Origin of the sequence: Hymenobacter koreensis, assembly GCF_039541855.1 — a bacterium.
Lineage (GTDB): Bacteria > Bacteroidota > Bacteroidia > Cytophagales > Hymenobacteraceae > Solirubrum > Solirubrum koreensis.
Genome location: NZ_BAABHA010000003.1, coordinates 78,428 through 101,602, shown reverse-complemented (window position 1 = coordinate 101,602; position 23,175 = coordinate 78,428). Strand labels below are relative to the sequence as shown.

Annotated in this window: 11 protein-coding genes; all 11 read left to right on the top strand. The window is 56.9% G+C overall.

Annotation, left to right across the window (positions count from 1 at the left end):
- Nucleotides 1-50: 50 nt before the first annotated feature.
- The 11 genes from ABD903_RS08775 to ABD903_RS08725 all read left to right on the top strand — a co-directional run bounded on the left by ABD903_RS08775 (nt 51) and on the right by ABD903_RS08725 (nt 23,161).
- Nucleotides 51-3,014, top strand: coding sequence for a T9SS type A sorting domain-containing protein (locus ABD903_RS08775; protein WP_345223339.1), 2,964 nt, complete (start codon nt 51-53; stop codon nt 3,012-3,014).
- A gap of 19 nt (nt 3,015-3,033) precedes the next feature.
- Nucleotides 3,034-6,600, top strand: coding sequence for a carbohydrate binding domain-containing protein (locus ABD903_RS08770; RefSeq protein WP_345223338.1), 3,567 nt, complete (start codon nt 3,034-3,036; stop codon nt 6,598-6,600).
- Between the two features lie 39 nt (nt 6,601-6,639).
- Nucleotides 6,640-11,883: a DUF6443 domain-containing protein gene (locus tag ABD903_RS08765; protein ID WP_345223337.1), complete on the top strand. Its 5,244-nt coding sequence runs from the start codon at nt 6,640-6,642 to the stop codon at nt 11,881-11,883.
- Between the two features lie 728 nt (nt 11,884-12,611).
- Nucleotides 12,612-14,999, top strand: coding sequence for a M4 family metallopeptidase (locus tag ABD903_RS08760; protein WP_345223336.1), 2,388 nt, complete (start codon nt 12,612-12,614; stop codon nt 14,997-14,999).
- 69 nt (nt 15,000-15,068) lie between these two features.
- Nucleotides 15,069-15,518, top strand: coding sequence for a hypothetical protein (locus ABD903_RS08755; protein WP_345223335.1), 450 nt, complete (start codon nt 15,069-15,071; stop codon nt 15,516-15,518).
- Between the two features lie 3 nt (nt 15,519-15,521).
- A complete protein-coding gene (locus tag ABD903_RS08750; protein WP_345223334.1) occupies nt 15,522-17,840 on the top strand; it encodes a T9SS type B sorting domain-containing protein in 2,319 nt (772 codons plus the stop codon).
- A 576-nt stretch (nt 17,841-18,416) separates the two neighbouring features.
- The gene (locus ABD903_RS08745) at nt 18,417-19,244 is read left to right on the top strand and encodes a hypothetical protein (protein WP_345223332.1); all 828 of its coding nucleotides are present in this window, start codon (nt 18,417-18,419) and stop codon (nt 19,242-19,244) included.
- A 60-nt stretch (nt 19,245-19,304) separates the two neighbouring features.
- A complete protein-coding gene (locus ABD903_RS08740; protein WP_345223331.1) occupies nt 19,305-19,625 on the top strand; it encodes a DUF4134 domain-containing protein in 321 nt (106 codons plus the stop codon).
- A gap of 10 nt (nt 19,626-19,635) precedes the next feature.
- Nucleotides 19,636-19,968 (top strand): DUF4133 domain-containing protein, encoded by a 333-nt coding sequence (locus ABD903_RS08735; protein WP_345223329.1) that lies wholly within the window; start codon nt 19,636-19,638, stop codon nt 19,966-19,968.
- A gap of 28 nt (nt 19,969-19,996) precedes the next feature.
- Complete coding sequence (locus ABD903_RS08730; protein ID WP_345223327.1) at nt 19,997-22,492, top strand: TraG family conjugative transposon ATPase; 2,496 nt, start codon at nt 19,997-19,999, stop codon at nt 22,490-22,492.
- Nucleotides 22,493-22,513: 21 nt separating this feature from the next.
- The gene (locus tag ABD903_RS08725; protein WP_345223326.1) at nt 22,514-23,161 is read left to right on the top strand and encodes a hypothetical protein; all 648 of its coding nucleotides are present in this window, start codon (nt 22,514-22,516) and stop codon (nt 23,159-23,161) included.
- The last annotated feature ends 14 nt before the right edge of the window (nt 23,162-23,175 follow it).

The window sequence follows — 23,175 nt, the reverse complement described above, 5'->3', positions numbered from 1 at the left end:
TAATGGGTGTGTCCCACTTCTCTTTCCGTACGCGTGGCCCGGCGATCGCCTTGAAAGCGACTGGCCGTGGTTTAATCCTGTGGTTGGCCCTGTTGGCAGTGCTGTTGCTGCAGCTCTTCCCCAACGCTGCTCGGGCGCAGTGTCCGGCGCCCATGTGCGTGCCGGGGGCCGCGCCCGCGGCGAACCTCGCCTTCGGCATGGGCATTTACCGCGTGCAGCTGGCCGGCCTCGACACCGTCACCCGCGGGGCTGCCGACGGCTACCGCGACTACAGTTGCGCGAATGGCGCGCAACTGCAGCGCGGTGCTACTTACACGTTGCGCGTGACAACCAGCCCCGGCGCGGACGAGACCGTGCGCGCCTGGCTCGACTTCGACGCCGACGGCCAGTTTTCGGCCGCCGAGCTGGTCCTCTCGTCCCCCGCCGCCCGCTCTCACCAGGCCGCCTTCACCGTGCCGGCGTCGGCCACCCTAGGCCAGCCCCTGCGCCTGCGCATCGCCGCCGACTACGCCTTGGCCCCCGTGCCCACGGCCTGCAGCACGCCCCAGTATTCCCAGACCGAGGACTACCGCGTCGTCGTGTCCGCTACGGCTTTGCCCGCCCCCGTGGCGCGCTTCGCTGCCCTCGACACGGTGAGCTGCGGCAGCCCCGTGGCCTTCCGCGACCAGTCCCTCAACGCCCCCACCAGCTGGCGCTGGCGCTTCGGCGACGGCACCGCTTCGACCCAGCAACACCCCACGCACACCTACGCCCAGCCCGGCACCTACGCCGTGTCGCTGCGCGTGTGCAATCCCGCCGGCTGCGACTCGCTTACCCGCACGGGCTACGTTACGGTGCTGCCCGCCGGCCCGCGCCCGGCCGCCTGCCAGCCCGCCACCACCGCCTACTGCTGCGACTTCGGCGTGCGCCGCGTGCGCCTGGGAACCCTTGACCACGCCTCGGCCGGCGGGCAGACCGGCTACGAGGATTTCACCTGCGCTCGCCGCGCCACGCTCACGGCCGACCAGTCCGCGTTGCTGCAACTGACCACTGGCCCGGCCGCCCACGACGTGCGCGTGTACCTGGACGCCAACGACGACGGGCAGTTCGACGCGGCCGAGCTGCTCTACCAGGGCCTGGGGGTGATCAGCCCCAACACTCCGCTGAGCGTGTCGGCTACCCTACCTGGCCTGGTCTACGACCGCCCGCTGCGCCTGCGCGTGTGGGCCGACTACGCCGGCAGTCCGGGCACCACGGCCTGCGCCAGCCCGCAGCGGGGCCAGGTGGAGGACTACACCCTGACGGTGCGCCCCAACGCGGCCGCGCCCGTGGCCGCTTTTGTTCTAGCCTACGAGCAGCTCTGCGGGCCTGTGCGCGTGGCCCTGACCAACCAGACCACCGGCGGGGCCACCGCCTACGCCTGGGACTTCGGCGACGGCACCAGTTCTACCGCGGCCGCCCCGCCGGCCCACGCCTACGCCACCCCCGGCGTGTACCCCTTAAGCCTGGTTGTGAACAACGCCTTCGGCAGCGACACGCTGACCCGGCTGGTGGCCGTGGCCGGCAACTGCCCGAGCTATTGCACGCCCAACGGGCGGGGCGCCAGTTCGTCCGCCCCGCAGCACTTGACCCGGCTGCAATTGGCCGGCCTCGATAATCGGTTGGTGCGCCCATTGGCCACACCCTACTTCGACTTCACTGCCCAGTACACGGAACTGGTGCAGGGGCGCACGTACGTGCTACGAGGCGAGTCGCCGCCGTGGTACTTTGCCGGGCAGGGACCGTGGGTGGAGGTTACGGCCTGGATTGACTACAACCAAGATGGCATAATGGGGGCGTCCGAAATCCTGGGCACGCAGACCACCGGCAGCCCGCACGAGCTTTCGTTCCGGGTGCCGCCGCGGGCCGCGGCCGGGGCTACCCGGCTGCGCGTGCTGGTGGCCATGCGCAATCAGCTTGTCTACTCGCATTCGTGCACCCCGGTCAACCTGTCGGCCTCGACCGAGGATTACACCGTGGTGATTGTGCCCGAGCCGGTGGCTCCGGCCGCTGGTTTTCTGGCCCGCCAGCGCACGAGCTGCAACGGCGCCGTGCAGCTGCAGGACACCAGCGGGTTCAGCCCCACGGTCTGGCTCTGGAACTTTGGCGACGGGGGCAGCAGCATTCAGCAACACCCCACGCACCAGTACACGCAACCCGGCACGTACACCGTGGAGCTGACGGCCTCCAACGCCTTTGGCAGCACCCTTGTTTCGCGCGCCAGCTACGTGACGGTGGCGGCCCTGGCCCAGGGGCCGCGGCCGATGGCGTGCCGTCTGCCGACCCCGGCCACCTGCTGTGGTTACGGACTAGCCCGGCTGTCCATCGGCTCGTTTGTCTACGCCAACACCGTGGCGCCCGCCGCCGGGTACATCGACGAAACCTGCACCGTGCCGCCCTTGCAGCTCACAGCCGGTTCGGTATACCCGCTGACGGCCTCGTTTCAGCGCGGGGCTTACACGTCCGCCTACGCTTGGCTGGACGCCAACGACGACGGGGTCTTTGCCCCCGGTGAGGTGGTGTACAACTCCAACAGCGAAACCAACACGGCGCTCCCCCGCTCGGGGCCGCTTCAGGTACCAGTGGGCGCGGTAACGGGCCGCCCGCTGCGGTTGCGCGTGCTGCACATGAGCAACTGGGACGGGCTCTCGCCCACGAGCGTGCCGGACCCGTGCCGGCGCGACGAGCAGCGGGCCCAAGTGCGCGATTTCGCGGTGATAGTTTCCGCCGCGCCCCTTTCCGTCAATCCGGCGGCTGGAACTCGGGCGGATTGGACGTTTTATCCCAACCCGGCCCACGGGTCGATTACGATCAGCAGCCCGAAGAAAGGACCCTTAACCGTGCAAATAATTTCTCAGATCGGGGGAGTACTACTGGAAAAGAGAATAGAAGGCTTTTCCAATAATGCTGTCTTGTCAATAGCAGAGCTTCCAAGCGGCATTTACATACTCTCCCTGTCCAATCACCACAAGAAGCACAAGCTAATTGTAGAATAGCACAAGCCATAGCTAGACCATGAAATCACTATTTCTTTTTCGCGCCACGATGGTGTTGCTGGCGTTGACCCAGCTTAAAGCGCAAGCCCAAGACTTTAAAGTTATCCTTCCGCCTTCCCCTAACGCATCCTCGTTGGGGAAATACGGAGATGTGCCGGTTTCACCGTATACCGGCTTGCCCACCATTAACATTCCGCTGTACACCGTTAGAACGCGCAGCTTTGAGTTACCCATTTCCATTTCTTACCACGCCTCCGGGAACCGGGTCGAAGAAGAGGCCTCTAGTATCGGGCTGGGCTGGACATTGCTGGCAGGCGGTACGATCACGCGCAGCATCCGGGGAATTGATGATTTAGCCCCGGGTTTAGCTCAATCCTACCAGGCAGATGCTGCCCTGCCCGCGGCGGATGGCAACAACAACTTTCCAACAACACCGGGCACTTACAACCCCAAACCATGTGCGGAACTCCGGCCCATAGCCGTAGGATGTACTGACATTAAGCCTTATTTTAAATCTTATTGCGACGGCAATTTTGACACGGAGCCCGATGTGTATTACTACAATTTTGGCAGCAAATCCGGAAAATTTGTAATAAGCAAAAGCAACGGCGGGCCAAAGTTATTAACGCAAGACAAATTGCGTTTTGAGTACAATTACAACTCGTCCATTTGGACAGCTTTTGATGAAAGGGGAAATAAATACGTATTTGCTGCAGTCGAGTTAACAGACATTACTACCCACCCGGCGCCCCCCACCACCAATACACCACCGGCTCGTGTATCCAGTTGGCATTTAACGCGCATTACCACTGCACAGGGTGAAGACATTGATTTCTTTTATCACGGCGCATACGACCCAATCACCGGGATACAGGCTCAGTCGAAAAGAACACCTAGCATATCCGAAATCCGTAGAACTCATCTTGACTGGCGCTATTGGTGCTGGCCCAGCAGTGTAAATAATCCCAATTGCGCGCCACCACAAATTGCTTCGTCCGAGTACCGAACGATTGCAACGACTTTCTGGACGAAGAATTTTCTAACCCTGCAAAAAATCGTTTACCCGGGTGGGTCAATTGAGTTTGACTTATTCGACAGGGACGACATTGAGTCTGTTTATTTCTCGGCGGGCAGAAGAATAAAAGCAATTAGTGGGTTTGTCATTAAGGACGGTATTTTACCCAATAGCCGGCTGGTGAAACGCATTCGTTTTCACCAGAGCTATTACAATCAAGCGGACTTTTCTGCAAACAACGGTACGGAACCCCAAAAATATACGGCCCGCAACCGGCTTTGGCGTTTGAAGCTTGACCGTGTGGATGAGGTATCAGGCGCAGACCAGACCGAACCGTACGTTTTTACCTACAACACGACCAGCCTTCCTGAAAAAGGATCATTGAACCGCGACAATTGGGGATTTTACTGCATGACCGGTTCAACAACCTCTTTGATACCGGCAGTTGTCGTGCCGTTCCCTTTTCACACCTCACAACCTGACTTCGTTTTAAGTCAAGACGCTGCTGCACGTTCTACTCCTGATTTAGAACTTACTAAGGCCGGAATTCTCAAGAAAATCACATATCCCACCAAGGGGTATACGGAATTTGAATACCAGTTAAACGATTACTTCGATCCGGCCAGTAATAGCACGAAGGGAATAGGCGGGTTACGGATAGTGGATATAAATACTGCGGAAAGCTCCACTGGGCCTATTAAAAATCAACATTTTGTGTACACCCACAACGGCGTTAGCAGCGGCAAACGTATGTCACCAAACAAGTTTTATTATATAGAAGCCTCGGATGTGAAAGCAGTGAAGAACTGCGGAGGCGACTTGTACGACTTTCAGTTTGCCTATGCCGTCCGTACCTCGCAGAGCAACCTTCCTTTGGGTGATGGTGCGCAAGGCAACCATGTCGGCTACAGCCATGTAACCGTGCTGGAGGGGCCAAATGGCGAGAACGGAAAGACGGAGTATACCTACCGGAATAATGCCGAGATACCTGCCTCATATCCGGTTCCGGGATGGGAACCTTCTTATGTCCCCAACGTCCCCAACACGGTTCCCGCAGGCAACGGCCTGCTATTATCGGAAACTTCCTTTAAACGAATAAACGTGGCCGGCGCTAACCGGTTTGTGGAAGTAGCAAGCACTACCAATGAATATGATTTCTCCGCGCCCGTTCTCGTTCCGGGAATGATTGTCAACGGCTCCCTCTGTCCCTTCGTGACCAGCGGGAATCACCCGGAAGTATGTGCGTTCATTGCAGAAAAAGTAAAGTTTTACAATTACGAATCCACTTGGATTAAAAGGCTTCGTACGACTAACAGAATATACGATCAACAAAATACCACCGAGAATTCACCGAATTTTCTGGCAACAAGTGTCGCGTATGAATACGCCAACCCTACCCACCTGCAAACCACCCGGGTTGAAACCACGGCTCCCGACGGCATTGTACAAAAACAGTACTTGCGGTACCCGGCCGATTACGGCAATACCAACCCTGTGTTGGCAGCCATGGCCGGGGCCAAACACATGCACAGCCAACCGGTAGAGGTTTATTACACCGTCACGCGACCAGGAGGAGCGGAACAAGTGGTCAATGGCTTATACACTGATTTCAACCAATTCGGCACGCTGACCTTGCCCCAGCAGGTACGGATCCTGCGAACAAACACCCCCTTAACGGGCCTATCCAACTCTACCACGGCGGGACCTGACCCGCGCTACATTCCCGAGCAAACTATTTCCTACGAACCCAGCCCTGCTCCCGGGAATGCCAATACCGTGCGCTCGCCGTTCAAGCCAACGATGTCCTACCAGTGGAGCAAAGACCACCAGCAGGTGGTAGGGGCCTTCGTGAACGCGTCACGGGAGCGGAGCGGACCGCTGAGTTCGGCACCCGAACTGGGAAACGAAGCCAGTTGGATAGGTTTTGAAAACGCCAATACCCAAGGCGGTACAGCGGAAGACGACTATTGGTCTTTTAGCACTTCCCCGCAGAGCAGTTTGGCCACCGGCACTGCGCACACCGGCACCTACAGTTGGTATGTCAATTCCACACCCACAGGGTCGCAGTTGTCTGGTCCCGGCCGGGTATTTAGTCCGGAGCGACAAAACCATCGCTATAAGCTTTCGGCGTGGGTAAGAACCACCGGAAATATCAATGGCAAACTGGTGCTTGTGGTCCAACGTGAAAACCCGGCCGACCCACCTTTGACCACGGCGGGCAGTTACCAAGACCAATCTTTTGGTAATACCGGAGGCGAATGGCGCTACGTGGAAGTGATTCTTGACCTCAACCAAGCTCGTCCGGCCGGCAACACCGAACGACTGAAAATCAACGCCTTCAGCACCAACAACGGCGGCGTGGGGTACCACATCGATGACATGCGGTTTCAACCCGTCGAGTCGCAGGCAACGACTTATACCTACGAGGCGGGCAATCCCCAACCGAGCAGCGTGAGCGGCGCCGACAGCCGGCCCCAGTACTATGAATTCGACGGCTTGCAACGGGTAAAGGTGGTGCGGAACTTCCGGAAAGAAATCATCAAACAGTTTGACTACCGCTATAAAAAATAGCTCTCACACTTGGTGTCCATTCCTCCTATGCGTCCTCCCATGAATATATTCTACAGTATTTTTCTTCGGCTTTTTGCAACGGTGATGTTGCTATGCTGTGCTTTCTCATCCCGCGCTCAGCAACCCACGGTAACCGGAAGTGTGACGGTATTGCCCGACCCCATTCGATACACCTATACCTACAACGGCCCTGCAGATCACCAATTTCGTAATTGGGTTGTTAACGGGGGCACGATTGTATCGGACCCCAACAACCCTCAGCAAATAACCGTCAAATGGGATCCCAATTACGTATGGTGGGGGACACCAGGCGAAGTGTTGTTCATATCCAATAACGTCAGCAAATCAGCTTACCTACAGAACATCTATGTCGGTTGCTCCTTGCAGACCATTGACAACTACTTTGAGGTAGGAGAATTGGATCCTTGCGGTGATAGTTATACCCGGACCGTAAATACGGATCCGGTCAACTGTTTTGCCAATGAAATGGGCGGCAGCGAGTCCCAGGGAACGGAGGCCTATTTCGAGTTCAGCTTGGCGGAAGACGCTGAAGTGGAAATTTCCACTTGCGGCAGTTCCTACAATACGTATATGTATTTGAAGGAATGGGAATATCCTATCAACACGCAAACCTTCCTGACGTCCAACGACGACGGGGGGCTCAGCTGCGGGGCTTCCCAAGCTTTTATACGGCGCCGGCTTCCCGCGGGCATGTACTACATCATCGTGGATGGCAAGAGCGATTTAGACTTCGGCAATTTGACCCTGAACATCAACGTTTCCCCTGCCCAACCGCTCGTCACTGTTACACCCAGCCTCACCCGGCAAATCGACCCGGGCGAAACGGTGGAGTTGACCGCGACCGGCGCGGGCAGCTACACGTGGTCGCCTGCCTCGGGCGTAACCCCACTTACCCCGTCGGGCAACCGGGTTCAGGTTTCCCCAACGCAGACCACGACCTACACGGTCATCGGGCGCTCTGTGTGCGGGACGGATGGCCCGCCCGTATCCGTTGTCGTTACGGTGTCACAGGGCAATTACAATTACATAACGTCCCGGACCCCCCTCGTTCCAAACCAACAAACGACGGAGCAGTTGGCCTTCTTAAACAACACGCAACTTCTGCAATCAACCACCTATTTCGATGGATTGGGACGCCCCTCGCAAACGGTAGCCAAACAACTAAGTCCTTCCGGCAAGGATGTTGTCGAACAGCTTACCTACGATGCATTTGGCCGAACAGACAAAACCTATCTGCCCTACAGCGCCGGCACCAACGGGTTGTTTAAACCCAATGGGTTGGCAGAACAATCGCAGTTTTACCTCAACACCAACGACAAAGTAATTAACGACGCGGCCCCATTCGTGGCGGCAGCTTACGAGGCATCGCCCTTGAACCGGGCCTTAAAAATGGGGGCGGCCGGCGCCGCGTGGCAACCGGCTACGGCGCACGCCCTCAAGGCCGAAACCCGGCTTAATACGGCAGCAGACGAGGTGCTGAACTGGCAGTGCGATGCCGCGGGACTGCCGATCCTGTCGAGCGTGGCGGCGAACCGGTTTTATGCTGACCGGCAACTGATCGTGGCCAGTACCTGGGACGAGGACGACCACCAGGTGCTGGAGTTTAAAAATGCATTCGGCCAGGTGGTGCTAAAACGCACGCAGCTGGAAGAATACTCCAGCACCATCTTCGGTGACACCTATTACGTCTACGACGATTTGGGTTCGTTACGGGTGGTGATTCCACCGCAGGCAGTGGTGGAAATCAAGGCGTCCAACTACGCCGCCATTAGCCCTTCCTTCTTGGCCCGTTGGTGCTTCGGCTACCGGTACGATGCCCGGGGCCGCGTGGCCGCCAAAAGCGTGCCCGGGGCAGGCACCACGCTGTTGGTATACAACAAACGAGACCAGGTTATTCTTTCCCAATCGCAAGAGCAACAGCCCACAACAGCCAAGCCAACGGGCGAATGGCTCTTTACGAAATACGACGCGCTGGGGCGGCCCATCCTAACGGGTCTGTACGCGAGTACGCTGTCCCAAACAGCCGAACAATCCGCGGCCGATAATGCGGTCAACCAAGCGCACGAGGATCTGGTCCCGATCAGCCCGGGCTCCAACCGGCTGCGTTATACGCTTGACCGCGCCTATCCGCGCACCGTAACCGAAGCCAACTTGCTAACGCGGGCCTATTACGACACCTACCAGCACGACGCCCTAGCGGACCGGACTTTTCAACCAACTACTCTGGTTGTTGCTTCCGATGACATCAACTTTTCAATTGTTGAGGGAGACAAAAACACGCACGTGCAAGGCTTGCTCACTGGTAGCTCCAAACGGGTGCTGGACGGCACGCCCAACGGCCCGTGGTTGCATTCGGTCACGTATTACGATGCGTTGGGTCGTGCGCTGCAAACCCAAGGGGATCATTATCTGGGGGGCAGCGAGCATACGTCGGTCAAGCTGGATTTCTCCGGGCGCGTTCTGGAGTCGTACTTGACGCATTCCTATCCCGTGGGCACGGATGCGCAGCTGGCAACCCACCACCGGTACCTTCGCCACGGGTATGATCCGGCCGGACGCTTGCTTAACACCTACCAAAAGCAGGACGCGGAACCGCTGGTACTACTGGCCCAGCACGAATACAACGAACTCGGGCAGCTGGTGGACAAAAAGCTTCATTCCACCAACTGGCGCCCCGGCAACGGCGCGCGGCAGTACCTGCAATCGGTGGATTACCGATACAACATCCGCGGCTGGCTCACCCACATCAATAACCGCAACGCGTCCAACAACGAATTCCTCGACGGCACGGACCCCAACAGCGATGATCCCCTCACCGAAGACCCCGATCTATTCGGGATGGAGCTCAACTATAACGACAATTTGCAGACAGGCCAAGTACCGGCGCAGTATAACGGGAACATCGCCGAAGTGCTGTGGAAAGCGAAGAACCCACAAAAGAGTGTGCATCACCTGCATGGTTATGCTTACGAGTACGGTAAGGGTAACCGCCTGAAGGGGGCCAAGCATCGGATGTGGAACAACGGGTGGTACGAGGACCCCACGTCGAATTTCAGTGTTTCTTACCTCCATTACGACCGCAACGGCAACATCAAATCCATGGACCGCAGGGGTACCGTTAGCGGCGGCAACGCCCAGCCCGTAAACGGTTGGCTCGATCTGCTGGACTATTACCACGTGGGCAACCAGCTGGTGGGCGTAGACGACTACGCGAGCACGCCCGGCGCCACGCACGACTTTAAAGATCTGTCAGGCGTTTACACGAGCAGCAACCCCGAGTACACATATGATTTGAACGGCAACCTAAAAACGGACCGCAACAAGGGCATCACGAATATCACGTACAACTACCTGAACCTGCCGGAGCTCATCACGTTTGCGGGCAGCAAAAGCCTGAGGTTCGTGTACACCGCCACCGGTGAAAAGCTTTCCAAGATTGCGACCGAACCGGCCGGAAAGGGGCAGACCGCGTCTACGCGTACGGATTACGTGGGCGGATTTGTGTACCAAACCACCGGCTCTGCGCTGACCTCTGCCGGCCGGGTCTTGGTGTTTGCTCCAACTGCGGAAGGCAGAGTGCTTTACACGCCCAACCCGCCCCTGAACGGGTACCGCTGGAAATACGAATACCACCTGCGGGACCACTTGGGTAACCTGCGTCTGGCGTTCCGGGACCACGGCAACTCGACCCAGCAACGCACCGCCGGCATGGAGCCAGTCAACGCGGCAAAAGAAGAACAGGAATTTGAGCGCGTGGCCGAGACCCGCCTGCAGGATGTCAATCACGCCCGCACGGGGGACTATGTGGCCAAGCTCAATGCCGGCCAAGGCCGTCGCCTGGGCCCGAGCATTCGCCTGGCCGTGCAGGCTGGCGACAGCGTGTACGCGGAAGTATACGGACGTTACAACCACGGGGCAGTCGGTAAATCCTGGCAGCGAAAGGCACTGCTGACCGGGGCCAGTGTGGCTGGTTCAGCCGGCCCGGTGGCCACGGACAAAGGCCAACCCACGCCCGCTCGGTCCCGGCTGGTGCCCCAAATTAGTGCCTCGTTAGCGCTAGTGCCGCAGCTGCTGTTCGCCCGGCGGGCAGAAGTGCCACTGGCCTACCTTCGCTACGATCTGTTTGACCAGGATAGCCAACTAGTGGCCACGCGAAAAGTGAACTTGCTGCCAACTGCCACCGACGAGTGGCAGCAGCTCAAGACGGGCCTTACAGCCGACAGCGCGGGTTATGTAGTGGTGACGCTGGTGAACGAAAGCAGCATCGATGCTTATTTCGATGACTTAGCGCTACGCCCGGTAGATCAAACCTTAGTGCAGGAAAACCATTATGACCCCTGGGGCATGAACTTGGTGGGAATAGAGTCCACGGGAAGCCCTGATGCCAAGTTTCAATACAACGGGAAGGAAAAACAGGAGGACTTTGGGTTAAACTGGAATGACTACGGGGCGCGCATGTACGATGCACAACTAGGAAGATGGCATGCTGTGGATCCAAAAGCAGATGCTTTTTATCCACAATCACCATATGCTTACACCTTTAATAATCCTTTGAAATTTGTTGATATTAGCGGGTTATATCCTAAATCAATCCTAACTTACAGAGATGGTGAATACCGTTTCACTCAATCAGCTGCTCACTTACTATCATTAGTGTCTGGAGTTGATAGAGTTTATATTGAGAACATTGTTGTTAAAGAAAGGGGAGTTGGACACTACAGACCATTCTACAATGCTAATGAAGGTGGAGGAGCTATTACAGTTGGTCATAATAGTTTTGGTGCTACAATAACATATACTCAGAATTGGTTTGCGGATGATCCAGATTCTTACAGTGGCCATGGGTTCGGCCAAAACGTAATGCGATGGTTAGCTCTCTCATCACACGAGGTGGGTCATATACCTCAAATCTCAAAAGAGGGAGGGCTACTAGGTTATTTAACAGAATTCGCTAAGCAATATGCCCAAGCAGGAGAACATGATGGTGCGCCTTATGAAGAAGATGCAAATAGAGGAAAAGAAACTTTTTTAAAATTTAATAATTTTGTTGAAAATACGTACGGAACGGGAGCATTAACTGGCCTATTTGATTCTAAAAAGTCACAAACTAATAAAATTGAGACTCTAAATAATTGGTGGAATGCTTTTCAAGGAGAGCAGGGAGGACAAAAGAAATCTTCAACAAATTCATTCCTTAATAGCTTCCAGAGCATTGAGCCTGGAAAGTATAAATGGGACGGCAGTAAATGGGTTAAAGAATAAAGTGTCTCGTCATGGCAAACCTTCGAAAATACACAACGTCATTAAGGCTGATTTTATTATCGACGCTTCTTTACTCGTGTCATAATAACAATAATATTTATTATGACACGAGTAAAGAAGCAATCGTAACATGCAGCGGAAAAAATATCACTAGTCTTCATATAGTTAGCAACAAGGCGGATTTTTATCATTTTAAAAAAATACCTAAAAAAGCAGGAACAAATACTTTTAATCTAAAAAACATAAACAATAACTACAAAATAGAAGATATTTATAAAGAAATTGACTCGAAAGCGTTCAGTCTTAAACCTAATACAATCTATAAAGTAAGTAATACTTCGATTGGAGACGCTGCCTATTCAGAGATAGAAATAAGGACAGATGAACGCAGTAAAATAATTTTTTCAAATACTAAATCTTGTAAATAGACCCCCATTCGCTTGCGCAAGTTTGCAGGCCTTGTCTTCATACTGTTTTATAAGAACATAAACGAAAGCCCACTCCCTTTAGTCATGCACTGAGTTATAAAATATCCCCTCGTCTAGCTTAATGGTTTTCCGCTACTCGTCACCGTTTACACTATACCCCCTTGCCTACTTTGAGGGTACGACTTTCTGTTTATACATAAATTTAATTTTCAAAGTCCCTTTCAAATCTTTGGTATTGCTAAAACTACTAGATCTAAAACATCCCATTGACTTTTCTTTTTTCCTGCTTAAGCACTACATATGATAATTTTCTCTTCCAAATGCATCCAATTATGGCGTTTGACAAAGCAGCAACAGTCGCAACTTGTTGTCTTGGTGAGTGGCTTATTAATGTTGATCACACAGCAAAGTGCGGCACAGTTCCAAAGCAGAAAGGGCGTAACCATGCCCTACCCCAAAGAGAAAATAGGACAATTAGCCAAAGAAGTCCGCTCCGACGGTTGGGTGTACTTCAAAGAAGGACTGAAGGCCAAGCCGGAGGAAATTGCCTCCAAGCACAAAGATGCCTTCGGACTAAGCGCCCGCGACGTATTGAAGACCACCGAAGTGGTAACGGACGAACTAAAAATCACCCGTTTCCGATACCAGCAGCTTCACCTAGGTCTTCCCGTGGAGGGGGCTGACTTTAGCGTATACGCCAAAGGCGGCCGGGCTACGCACGCAGCGGGCAAAATCGTTCCGGGCATGGATCAGGCAAATATCCCCCGCGTATCGGAGGCCCAGGCGCTGGCAGCCGCCTTAGCAGCCGTACCAGCTAAGCGGTATGCATGGCAGGATAAATTGCAAGAAGCCGAACTCAAGCGCGAGGCCAACAACCCCAAAGCCACCCATTACCCGGTTGCCCAACTGCTGTACGCTTTACCGGCCACAGATCCTAACGCCGCCGACACCCGCCATCAACTGGCTTACCGGTTTGTAATCATGCGCGTTGAGCCCAGCGCGTACGAAGCCGTGTACGTGGATGCCGCAGCTGGCAAAGTGTTTCGAACCGACAACCTGGAGAAAGCCTGTAATTCGAACACGGTCGATACGTTTTACAACGGCAACCATACTGTGGAAACGCACTGGGATGGCTCGCGCAACAAATTTCAATTAAAGGATTTCTGCCGGGGTGGGGCAATTAACACCAAGTACAGTGGCTGGACAACCGACGGCTGGAATGCCGCCGTGCTAATTGAGGCCAGTGGTTCGAATTCCAATCCGTACGCCACGAACTGGAACTGGGATTTTACCGCCAAGGCGTGTGCCTCCGCGCACTGGTCTTTGCAGCGGGCGCACGATTATTTTTGGAATACCTACCAGCGCAACGGCGGGGCAAACGACAACCGGGAGCGTCGAATCGAAGTGGATTTTCAGCCTTTACAACTCGGGGCCAGCTACAAAAATTGGGACGGCAAGGATTACTTCAAGGTCAGCCGCAACCCGTATAACAACAACAGCATGGCGGAGCTCGACGTCGTTGCCCACGAGTTTACCCACAGCGTGACGGAGTTCTCCGCCCACTTTCAGTACCGGTACGAGTCGGGCGCGTTGGACGAATCGTTTGCCGATATCTTTGCCTTGATGACCGAACGCTTCATCACGGGCTCACTAGACTGGGTAGTGGGCGCGGGCGCGGGCTATCCGCGCTGGTTTGCAAATCTGGGGTACTCGATCGATCCACAAGCGCAATCGTACCTATCGACTGGCGCAGGCTGGCTGTATCCCAGTTCGTTCGACCGCAATGACGACTTCGGCTGGGTGCACATCAACAGCGGCGTGCAGAATCGGTGGTTTTACCTGCTGGCAACCGGCGGCACCGGGAACTTTGGCACTGTCGTCTCGGGCATCGGCCCGGATAAAGCAGCACGCATTGCCTATCGTTCCCTGACCACTTACCTAACTTCTACGGCTACTTACCCGGATGCTCGCGCCGGAGCCATCCAGGCCGCGCAGGATTTGTACGGGGAGTGCTCGGCGGAAGCAATTGCCACGATTCAGTCCTGGCGGGCAGTTGGCGTTGGCGGTCCGGCGCCTGCCTTCTGCGCGGGTGAAATCCGCGGATCTACCGATTTTTGTTTGGAAAACGGCCCTTATATCTCCGCGTACTATACGGCCGCTGCTTCACCGGGCGCGACAAAATTTTGGAGTTCGTCTAACGGAAACTTCATGTTTGATCAACTCGGGGTCCTTGATGGCGTAAGGCTAAGGCAAATACCGACCTACGCCGAAGCCACCTCGCTTTCGGTGGAAATTACCTACAACGGCAATACGACCACTAAGTACCTTACCATTGCCGCTCAGGATTGCTACCCTGATCCTCCTTATTGCCCGCCGGGCCAGCCTTGCGAGCTAGAAGTACAACCTAGAGCTCGTAAAAGTGGCGACAGGGCTGGGATAAGCGGCCAGGATTACGCAGTGCATCCCAATCCGGCCAGTTATTACCTCACGGTGACGCTGCCGGATGGGGAATTCACCGGCATGCTGATCATGACCGACATGTTGGGTAGGCGTGTGGCTACTCATCGCTTTGCGGCCGGACAGCGGCAGGTGGAACTGAAGGTCTCTGACCTTCCAACTGGAACCTACCTGTTATCTGTAACAGGGGCACCCAAAGCGCCGGTTAAACGGATTCAGATAATTCGCTAGTTTGATTGGCCATTCCGTGCGATGGTGGATCCTGAGTCGCGTTTATAATACCCGATCAAAACAGCTGTTATGAAACAAACTTTTCTGCTCTTTACGCTGCTGGTAAGCTTTAATGCTTGCAAAAAGGAAGAAAAAGGACCCTCTACCGAGCACATTGCCGTCGCCTTTTCGCAGGAATTCACCCTGAATTACCAGCAGGCGGCCCACCTGCCGGAGGTGGCGGCCCCGGCTGCACGGGTCTTGCTGCAGGATATCACGGATACGCGGTGTCCATCCAGTATGCGGTGCTTTAGTCCGGGAGTTGCCGAGGCAACGGTACGGGTACTGGGCAGTCAGAGCGGCGATCAAACCGTCGTGGTACGTGCGTTCGGCGAAAAGTCAGTGCCTGATTCAGCCACTGTACAGGTAAACGGCTCGCGCTATACCTTGCTCATCCGCGCCATTGAGCCCGGCCCGACGGCATCGGAGTATGCCAAGAAAGAACAGGGCCGGGCAACGCTTCGCCTCCTACCCCGCTAGCTTGTGCCCCGTTTCACTCCGCGCAGCTCCTGCTTTGGTATCACGGCCCTTCGCCTCTTTTTTATCATAACAATTAGCTGGCTGCGGCCCTCACCCGCCTGCGCACAGTTGCAGGCGTCGCACTGGTTTTTTGGACAAAGAGCCGGCCTGGACTTCCGAGCCGGGTTGCCCATTTCGCGCACCGACGGCGCGTTGACGGCAGCTGCAGGCTGCAGTTCCCGCGCCGATAGTCTCGGCAACTTGCTTTTCTATACCAACGGGGAAACGGTCTGGAACCGGCAGCATCAGGTAATGAATGGTGGGGGAGGGCTGCTGGGTAACAATTCAGCTACGCAACACCTGATTGTACCTGGCCCGGGAAGCGACCGGCACTACTACATCTTTACGCTTCCCGGCCAGGGCACCGGCGGGGCTACTTATGGCCTGCGGTATTCGCTGGTGGACATGAGCCGGCAAAATGGGCTGGGGGAAGTGACGCGACGAAATGAGCTTCTTTTATCCAGCGCATCGTCGCGGGTAGCGGCCGTCCCGCACGCCAACCGCCGGGATATCTGGGTGGTCACGCATCAGGTCGATTCAGATGTCTTCTATGCTTACCTGCTCTCTGCGGGAGGAATAGTGGCTCCGCCCGTAACCAGCCGCGGCAGTTTCGTGCACGATTCCAACGTGGGGGGAGGAAACGGGCAGCTAAAAATCTCACCGAACGGAAAGCAGCTGGCATTGGCCGCCGAAACCTCGTCAACCCAGCGGCCACAGGATAAGGTAGGCCTTGAAATCGCTGATTTTGATCCTCAAACCGGACGGGTAAGCAATGCCATTTCGTTGCCCCCCCCGCAACTGGCCGCCTACGGGGTAGAGTTTTCGCCTGATGGCAACAAGCTTTACGTAACGGACCCTAGCTTCAACGGGCTTTTTCAGTACGACCTGCTGGCTAGCAACATAGCGGCTTCAAAAGCACAGGTTGCTTCGCCGGTACGGCCGGGATTGGGGCAAACGCCCAAGCACAGCCTGCAGCTTGGTATTGATGGGCTAATTTACGTGGCGCATCCTAGGGAAACCTACCTGGGGGTGGTTGCCGAACCGAATCAACCGGCCAATAGCTGCGCTTACAATGATAACGCTGTTGCGCTGGCCGGGCGAACCAGCGAGCTGGGACTGCCTTCTTTTCTGCAACGGGACTTGTGGCATTTCACCAGCCGCGGGGCGTGTCAAAATTTCCCGGTTGCCTTTGCTTTTCCGGCAGGATACGCCCCGGATTCGGTTCGCTGGCATTTCGGCGACCCCCAAGCCGGGCCAAGTACGCATTCTACGCAGACGTCTCCCTCCCACACGTACAACGCTCCCGGCCGCTACTTGGTAAGCCTCACCTTGATTTTGCCAGGCGGCTATGCTTCTACCCTAAGGAAGTATATCGAGATTTTTCCAGTTGCCCGTGTTAGTCTGGGCCGAGATACAACCTTGTGTCCCGGCAGCACTGTTAGCCTGAATGCTGCTTCGGCAAATGCACGTTACCGGTGGCAGGACGGCTCAACCGATGCAACTATTACCGTTTCCCAAGCTGGCTGGTATTGGGTTGAGGTAACGAATGCAGCGGGTTGCACCACCCGAGACTCGGTACGCATCATGGCTTCACCCGTGCCAAGGGTTCAATTGGGAGCCGATACAGTGGTCTGCCTTGGAACAGCGCTGGAACTTCGACCTGGGCTGGTGGAGCCAGGCGTACGGTACCGTTGGAATAACGGGGCAATAGGTACCAGTCAGGTAGTTGGTCAAGCGGGTAAATATTGGGTGGAGGGCACCAACAGCGCCGGATGCAGCGCACGGGATTCCATAGAAATCTTTTACCTGGACCCTCCTACGGTCTACCTGGGCCGGGATACGCTTTTGTGCATCCAATCGGATCGGCCGCTGGTACTCAACGCCGGTCTGCCCGGGGTTCGGTATCGGTGGCAGGATGGCTCTACAGGTCCAACCTTTGTGCCCACCAGCACCGGCCTTTACTGGGTCACGGTTTCGACGGCATTGTGTAGTGCTTCCGACACCATTCAGGTCCGGCTATTTGAATGCCGGCAAACCGTGTTTGTGCCCAATATTATTACGCCCAACGGCGATGGGAAAAACGATGAGCTGCACATCATCGGTTTAGGGGATGAGGGTTGGTCGCTCAGCATATATAATCGGTGGGGCCAAGCCGTTTACGAAACCAGTCATTACAAGCAAAACTGGAATGCAGAAGGCTTAGTGGACGGGGTGTACTATTACATGCTCCGACAGTACTATACAAATCAGCAAGTAAAAGGCAGGGTAGAAGTACTGCGGTGAAGCAGAACTAGGCAGCATCATTAAGTCAGTGTACTGTGCGCAGGGCATAAAACGCGAAATAGCTTCACAAGTGCACCGATGAGCTTTAGCGCATGGATGAACACTAAATTATTGGTAGCCCCTGCCACATCTCATTCAACTGAATTAGGCGAACGAATAAAGCTTAGTGGATGCGGACTGGTGCCTTTTCTCACGCAGGGAGCGGCATGGGGTAGGTGATGCACTGGCTGCGGCGCCATTAGCAGCGACCTCGATGGCAGTCCGTCTAGACACGTGGCTTTTGGGCTTGTTTCATGAGAGCATTAGGTTAGTCCCTACCGCTCATGGATGTGGTGCGGATGCGCTTCACGGCTGGGCAAACTCTGGTAGACGACCCGCAGAACAAGGACAGCGGATCTCTTAACCAAGGTACGCCATTCGTGTGGAGTGGGTGCACCTCACCGGCTTTTTTTAACCGTTCGTCAACTTTCTACCAATCGGGTTTTAGGGGCCGATAGGTTTGCAGCGTCAAACTCCGGTTTGGCATGTTCCCGCCCGGGTCAGCCGACTCAGGGGGTGCCACGCTAATCCCAGACGATGCTCAGCGCTTACTCTTGGAGCCAATTTGGCCTGTTTGTCCTGGCCCTGGTCCTGCTCTACTACTTGGTAGTCGGATTGCTCTACTACCGGCAGGAGCTCACCGACCTGCTCTCGTCCCGTCGGAAGTCCGGCAGCAATGCCCTGGCGGCGAATGCAACGAGTGGTTTTGCCCCGCCGGCGCTGGTGCGCCCAACCTCCGCCTTCGCGCCGGCTGCAGCATCAGTTGAATCCGCATCACTTGATGCCGACGTGGAAAGAGAAGGTTCAATAGCTGGGGCCGCGGAAAACCTTCCCCCGGGGGCTGAGCCGGTAGTAGGAGGGGAGTTGCCCGCTTCTTCTGCGGCGGCTACCGGTCAGGACGAGAGCACGGACGAGGCCACTATTCTGGAGCCCCCCCACGCTGCGCAGCCCGAGGCCCAGCTGCAGGACGAAGCCCGGACCGAGGAGGCTGATCAAGCTGACGAGCGGTTGGCGGCGCTGGTCCGGCAGCCGGTGCCTTCGCCCTCCGGGGAGGCCAAAGCTCAACCCAACGTCCAGGCTCTGGAACCGGAGATCGTTCCGGCGGAGCCATCGCTGGCCGGCTACGAGCCGCTGGCCTCCTTCGAGGAGCCTATTGCTTCCCTGCTCGACATCATCACGGCCGAGCCGGTGGCGCAATTAGTGGATGCCGAATCGGTCAGCGAATACATCGCCCGGCTGCAGGCCGGCCAAAACCCGCCCCTGCCCGCCGGCCTGCAGGGCTCCTGCCTGGCCGCGCAGATGGCCCAGCACCTAGACAACTACAACGCCGAGCTGGCCGCCCTCTTCGAAGCCGACGAGGTGTAGCCCAACAGCCCGCATTTCTTCTCTCCCATTCCCTTTCCGCTACTTCCATTCCCAGTTGCCATGAACAAGAAGCATCTTTTCACCTCCCTGGTTTTGCTCGCGCTCCTGCTTTCCTCCCCGCTGCTCTACGCCCAGTCTGGAGCGGGCGGCAACGGCACGGCCGGCATTCAGGACGCGACCACGCAGGTAACCAGCTACTTTGACCCGCTTACCCGGCTCATGTATGCCATCGGCGCCGTGCTGGGCCTGGTGGGGGCCATCAAGGTCTATGGCAAGTGGAACTCCGGCGACCAGGACACCCAGAAAACGGCGGTGTCGTGGTTTGGCTCCATGATCTTCCTGGTCATCGTGGCCACGGTAGTGCGCTCGTTCTTCTTGTAAGCGGCCGGTCATGCCCGTGTACGACCTGAACCGGGGCATCAACAAGCCCGTGGAGTTCAAGGGGCTGGTGGGAAGCAACATCTACTTTCTGGTGGCCGGTATCGCCCTCGTGTTTGCCCTGTTCGTAACGTGCTACCTGACGGGCGTGCCGCTACTGCTGACCACGCTGCTCACCTTCGCCGCCGGGGGCGGGATGTGGGCCGGGGTCTTTGCCCTGAATCGCCGCTACGGCGAGCACGGGCTGATGAAGGCCGCGGCCCGGCGCTCCTCGCCCAAGTACATCACTTCCCGGCACAGCCGCCTATTCCAACGCCTTAACGAAGACCCAACCGGCCGCGCTTAGAAGCCGGTCCAAGGGGGCTTTCCCACCCATGAGCAACAAGGTTCTGCCCTCTGCATCCCTGGAATCCAAGCAGCCCATCTACAAGGTGGAAAAGGACTGCCTGGTCTCGAAGAATGCCGACGTGACCGTGGCCTTCCGGCTGGAGCTGCCCGAAATCTTCACCCTCTCGCGGGAAGACTACGCCCAGCTGCAGGCGGCCTTTGTCAAGGCCGTGCGCCTGCTGCCCGACCACTGCGTGGTGCACAAGCAGGACTGGTACGTGGAGGACCGGTACGCTCCCGGCTTCGAGGCCGAGCGCACGCTGCTTTCCGCCGCCTACGAGCGCCACTTCCACGAGCGGCCCTTCCTCAACCACTTCTGCTACCTGTTCGTCACCAAGTGCTCCTCCGAGCGGCCGGACTGGGGCAGCTCGGCCGGCCTGCTGGCCCGGCGCCACATCGTGCCCCGGGAAATGCTCGATGCCAAGGAACTGGAGAGCTTTTTCGATAATGTCGGGCAGTTCGTGCGCACGTTGGAAGGGGTGGGGCCCACCAACGCCCCCTACATCAAATCCCACCGGCTGACCTCCGACGAGCTGGCCGGCACCGAGCAGGCAGCGGGTTTGCTGGAAAAGTACTTCGCTCTGGACCTCTCCGACCAGGCCCGGCAGGTAGATCTGGACCTGACCAACGGGCTCAAAGTAGGGTCGGAGTACTGCCAGCTGTTCTCGGTGGCTAACCTGGACGACTTGCCTACGACGGTAGAAACGGACATTCGCTACGAGCAATACAGCACCGAGCATTCCGACTTTCCCATCTCTTTCGCCGCGCCCCTGGGCTTGCTGCTGAGCTGCAATCACATCCTGAACCAGTACGTGTTCCTGGACAACACCCAGAAAACGGTCAAAACCTTCGAGCAGAAGAAAGACCGGCTCAACTCGCTCTCGCTCTACTCCCGGCAGAATGCCATCAACCACGCGTACTACAACGCCTTCCTCAACGAGCTGATTGCCCACAAGCGCCGCCCGGTGCGGGTGCACTGCAATGTGCTCACCTGGGGGCCAAACGAGGACACCCTAACCGAGGTGCGCAAGCTGGTAAATGCGGCCTTCAACGCCATGAACTGCAAGCCCCGGCAGAACACGGTGGACATCGCCGCGCTCTACTGGGGCGGCATCCCGGGCAACGCCGGCGACTTTCCCAGCGAGGAGACCTTCTACACCTTCATCGAGCAGGCCGTCTGCTTCTGGGCCTGCGAAACCAACTACCGCAGCACGGGCGCCACCAAGGGCGTCAAGCTCTCCGACCGGCTCACCGGCAAGCCCGTGCTGGTGGACCTCTCGGACGAGCCCATGAGGCGGCAAATCATCTTCAACCGCAACAAGTTCGTGCTGGGCCCCTCGGGCTCGGGCAAGTCGTTTTTCACCAACCACATGGTGCGCCAGTACTACGAGCAGGGCGCCCACGTGCTGCTGGTGGACACCGGCAACTCCTACAAGGGCCTCTGTGAGCTGGTGGGCGGGGTGTACTTCACCTACGAGGAGGACGACCCGATTGCCTTCAACCCCTTCCTGATTTCGGGCCAGCTGGACGTGGAAAAGAAGGAGTCTATCAAAACGCTGCTGCAGGCTTTGTGGAAGAAGGACGACGAGAGCGTGAGCCAGTCGGAGTACGTGTCGCTGTCCACGGCCGTGAGTTTGTACTATGTAATGCTCGAAGCCAACGCGCATATCCAGCCCAGCTTCAACACGTTCTACGAGTTTGTAAAAACCACTTATCGAAGGGTGCTCGAGGAGGAGAAGGTGCGCGAAAAGGACTTCGACCTCGACAACTTCCTCTATGTGCTCAGTCCCTACTACCGGGGCGGGGAGTACGACTACCTGCTCAACTCGGAAAAGGAGCTGGACCTGGTGCAGGCCCCCTTTATCGTCTTTGAGCTCGACAACATCAAGGACCACCCCATCCTGTTTCCGGTGGTCACGCTCATCATCATGGAAACCTTCATCTCCAAGATGCGCAAGCTCAAGGGGGTGCGGAAGATGATATTGATTGAGGAAGCCTGGAAAGCCTTGACCACGCCCGGCATGGCCGCCTACATCAAGTACCTTTTTAAGACGGTGCGCAAGTTCTTCGGCGAGGCCATCGTCGTCACCCAGGAGATTGACGACCTCATCGGCAACGAGATTGTCAAGGACGCCATTATCAACAACTCGGACTGCAAGATTCTGCTCGACCAGCGCAAGTTCATCAACCGCTTCGACGAGATACAGGCCCTGCTCTCGCTCACGCCCAAGGAAAAGGATTTAGTGCTGAGCATCAACCGCGACAACAAGGCGGCCCGGGGCCGCTACACGGAAGTGTTTATCAGCCTGGGCGGGGTCGTCTCGAAGGTGTACGCCATCGAGGTGTCGAAGGAAGAGTACGTGACCTATACGACCGAGGAAACCGAGAAAGTACGGCTGTTCGAGAAGCTGCGGCAGACGGGGGACATGCCCACGGCCATCAAGCTCTTCGCCGCCGAGCTGCGGGAAGGAGTGGGCGCCTGATTTCAACAAAAGGGAAAAAGCATGAAATCGAAAATCATCCTCCTGGCCGGGGCCATGCTGGCGCTCAGCGCCTCCAACGCCGCCGCGCAGCTCGTGGTAACCGCCCCCGTGCTGGAAGTGCAGTCGGGCGTGCAGACCGGGCTGCAGAACACCATGAAGGGCCTCTCCCAAGCCGCCAACGTGCTGGTCAAAGCCGGCGTGAAGGAGCAGGAGCTGACCAAGGTCTTCTCGGAAAAGAACCTGCAGCTGGCCCAGACCTGGTACGACGGGCTGCTGCAGGTCAGCTCCGCGGTGCGCACCTACCGCCGGGTGCAGTCGGTGTTCGAGAAGCAGGGGCGCATCATCCAGACCTACTCCACGGCCATCGAGACCCTGCGGCAGTCGCCCTACGTGCAGCCGGAACAGCTCTCCGTGATGACCAGCGTGTACACCAAGATGCTGACGGAAAGCGCCAACACGCTCCAGGACCTGCAAACCATCGTCAGCCCGGCCATGCTCAAGATGACCGACGCCGAACGCATGCGCTTCATCGACAAGCTGGATGGCAAGATATCCGACCAGCTGGGCCTGATCACCTACTACACCCAGCGCAACCTCGTGCAGATGCATCTGCACGAGCAGAAAGCGCAGGACCTGCAGGCCCTCAACGCCCTGATGGGGGCCCGCTAGCCCTACCACCTTTT